This window comes from Photorhabdus akhurstii (genome assembly GCF_018448925.1).
GTDB classification, from domain to species: domain Bacteria; phylum Pseudomonadota; class Gammaproteobacteria; order Enterobacterales; family Enterobacteriaceae; genus Photorhabdus; species Photorhabdus akhurstii.
In genome coordinates this window covers 1-2,678 of the sequence record NZ_RCWE01000067.1, presented here as the reverse complement: position 1 = coordinate 2,678, position 2,678 = coordinate 1, and the positions used below count along the sequence as shown (strand labels likewise).

Annotated in this window: 3 protein-coding genes and 2 pseudogenes; 1 reads left to right on the top strand and 4 read right to left on the bottom strand. The window is 45.2% G+C overall.

Features of this window, described 5'->3' with window-relative positions:
* Window positions 1-113: 113 nt before the first annotated feature.
* Window positions 114-347, bottom strand: coding sequence for an AHH domain-containing protein (locus tag EAE93_RS23655; RefSeq protein WP_040153979.1), 234 nt, complete (start codon window positions 345-347; stop codon window positions 114-116).
* 282 nt (window positions 348-629) lie between these two features.
* On the opposite strand from EAE93_RS23655, the pseudogene EAE93_RS23650 reads away from it, so the two are divergent.
* Window positions 630-830 (top strand): annotated as a pseudogene (locus EAE93_RS23650) (transposase domain-containing protein); the annotation flags it as partial.
* A 194-nt stretch (window positions 831-1,024) separates the two neighbouring features.
* Here EAE93_RS23650 and EAE93_RS23645 read toward each other — a convergent pair.
* From EAE93_RS23645 to EAE93_RS23635, 3 genes and pseudogenes are all read right to left on the bottom strand, one after another.
* Window positions 1,025-1,351 (bottom strand): hypothetical protein, encoded by a 327-nt coding sequence (locus EAE93_RS23645; protein ID WP_040154707.1) that lies wholly within the window; start codon window positions 1,349-1,351, stop codon window positions 1,025-1,027.
* 1 nt (window position 1,352) lies between these two features.
* Window positions 1,353-1,805 carry a hypothetical protein gene (locus EAE93_RS24905; protein WP_250151180.1) on the bottom strand — a complete coding sequence of 151 codons (453 nt, stop codon included), beginning with the start codon at window positions 1,803-1,805 and terminating at the stop codon, window positions 1,353-1,355.
* A gap of 636 nt (window positions 1,806-2,441) precedes the next feature.
* Window positions 2,442-2,678: pseudogene (locus tag EAE93_RS23635) on the bottom strand (hypothetical protein); the annotation flags it as partial.

Here is a 2,678-nt window from a genome sequence, read left to right as displayed (position 1 = left end):
AAATCCGAACTTTTAAAGAATTCAACAGGTTCCATATAAAAATTTATTATCTCACCCAGATTAAATTATCCTAAAATTTTACTCCAGAGATCAAAGATGCTTTGTCTTACTTTTTAATTTACGTCTTTCCTCTGAATATTAGTGTTATACCTATCTTTGGATTTAATAATATTGCCATTCTCCATATCTTTTTTAGCTATATTTTGGATGTTAGCTACTTGTTTCGATATGGTATCAGTTGATTGATTTAAATTTATTTTATCCAGAGCATTTCTTCTTGCATCAGTATATCCGTGATTACCTTGATGCCTTGCCATTGCACTAACCCGTCGGCATTGGCGTGGCATGGGTATTCACCTCGGTAAGAAAGAAGCCAGCCGGAAGCGATTCCGGCTTTTTGTTGTTTCAGAGAAAAAATAGAATAAAATAGCAAAAATATATCTTATGTATATATTTACTATGAATATTATATTTTTCTGTATTATTCTTTTTTTTATCTTATTATTTATTCTATATTTTTTTGATTTTAAGTTATATATTTAATATATAAGGTCAACACTGTAAAATATTTATTTTAAGCATAAAGATAACAAAGCCGAAAGATCGCGAGGATCTTTCCGGCTTTTTACCTTGGTCGAAAGAACTGGCTTTTTGCGGGCTCGCTCTGCGCAGGGCAACGTGCCGCCATGATAATGAGCCTGCTGGAAACGGCCAAAGCCAACGGACATGAGCCCTGGGTCTGGTTACGTGATGTTCTCAGCCGGCTGCCTGTCTGGCCGAACAATCGGTTGAATGAGCTGCTGCCCTGGCCTGAGAATCCCTTCAGTTAACATCCCATTTTGTTGTTATCTGACAACGCAAGGTGAGTCCACCGGAACATTACGGCCCAGCTCAGTGAGATCAAGCTCAAGATGCGGGAGCTGATTGGGGATTATCAGGCAGGATAATAATAAAAAGCCGGAAGATCATGGGGATCTTCCCGGCTTTTTTATATCTATAATAAAGTTAATGTATTAATAAAGAGTCATTCATCACATAAACATTCTAAAAGACATTTCCTACAAACTGAAAATATTTCCCTATCAATCTCTTTGATTAATAACCTGTCATTCATTTCATGAAGATGCTTATGTCTATCTTTCAAAATAACCTTGTTTTCAGTTACGTTAGGAAAGTATTTTTCGAACATATCATTATCAATCCATATTTCACTGGAATTTTCTACCGAATCTATATATATTTTTTTTATATCTTTTGTCTGGATACTTTCTCTGCGATCAATTAATTCTGCAATTCGTTTAGAAACAGAAAAGGTATGCGGCATGTCATGTTTATCACAATATAAAAACATATTATTCTCCTGGTTTTTGGCATTTTTTCATATTTTTCAACAAGAATTTAAACTGTCCCCCTGCTTCATTGGGAACATCCATTCCTCCTGCCTTTAATACTTCCATAACATGGGTCACACAACTTCTCGTTTTTGTGTCATACAGCGGTCCTACTTTTTCTAGAACAGATTTTTGGAAATCCAATGCAGCTTTTCCATTTGGTAATTCAAATACACCTATCTTATCAACAGGGACATTTTGTATCCCCCGCGTACTGATTTTTGTTTGTGATGGCCCATTTGGACCGAGTCCACCAAACTGATGTGTATGTATTGTTTGACCACCAAATTCAATCTTTACTGAATAATGTCCAAAACTATTACCGGGGCCTCGATTATCATGCCACAACACAGTTGCTATTCCTTTTTCTGGAGTCAATCCCAAAGGATCAAACCAAGATGTCGGATTTTCCACATAGGCATAATGGTTAGCGCCTCCCTCTAACCCAATCGGGTCTTAGGGACTATCCCGACGCCATCATACAGTTGAGCGGACCTTTCCCCCTGATTTAGCAGCCTTTTTCTTCACCGCTTTTTCCCACCCTGTTAAAGAACATATCAACTCGCCCCGACGGGCACTTGGCCGATTTTAGCTCACTTTTTCCCCGATGTCAGTGCCGGGTTTTGGCCCGCTTTTTCTGCCAGAACCGGGTTTTATCAGGAACCCGTGGCGGCGGGGCAGCTTGTCTGCGCCGCTGACGCGGGTTGGCCGGGTGCGGGCTGGCGAGGCCCGCAGGTGAAGCTTTTCAGCGGGGAGCCCCCGCCCGCGGGGGCGGACGGGGCGGAGATGGCGAGCACGGGAATGAGCAAGGAGCCTGCGACTGCGAACCGGGCGCAGCCAGTGCAGCGGGGTTGGGCGGGGGCAATAAACCGCGGCCAGCTCGCTGGCCTGCCTTTAGGGCAGTTGACCCTGACGGACTGACCGGCAACGGTTTAAGGCGGATGTTAACACCGGAGCCGCCAGGGAGGGCGGCGACTGCGGCGGCCGGTTTTAGCACTGCGGCTGACAGCGGAAGGCGTCAGCCTTGCGCGCCTCTGGGGCTAAGATGCCTCACCCGGCGGCCAGCCGCTCACCGGGGTTAAGGTGACCGCGCAGCGCCCGTGGGTGGGCGGCGCCGACATAATGTTTTGTTAAGCGTTGTGGGCCGTTCAGGCCCATTTCGCTTAATGCCACATTATGTTGAATGGCGGCTGACCGGCAACGACGGTCACAGAGAACGCCGGGGTTCAGCGCCGGGCGGCCGGCATTTACTGCCGGGCACGCCGGAGGCAGGGAGGCAGTCTGTGC

What these genes read in the sequence shown, in the direction of transcription:
- EAE93_RS23645 (WP_040154707.1), bottom strand. Translation starts at nt 1,351, where the DNA reads ATGTTTTTATATTGTGATAAACATGACATGCCGCATACCTTTTCTGTT.
- EAE93_RS23655 (WP_040153979.1), bottom strand. Translation starts at nt 347, where the DNA reads ATGCCACGCCAATGCCGACGGGTTAGTGCAATGGCAAGGCATCAAGGT.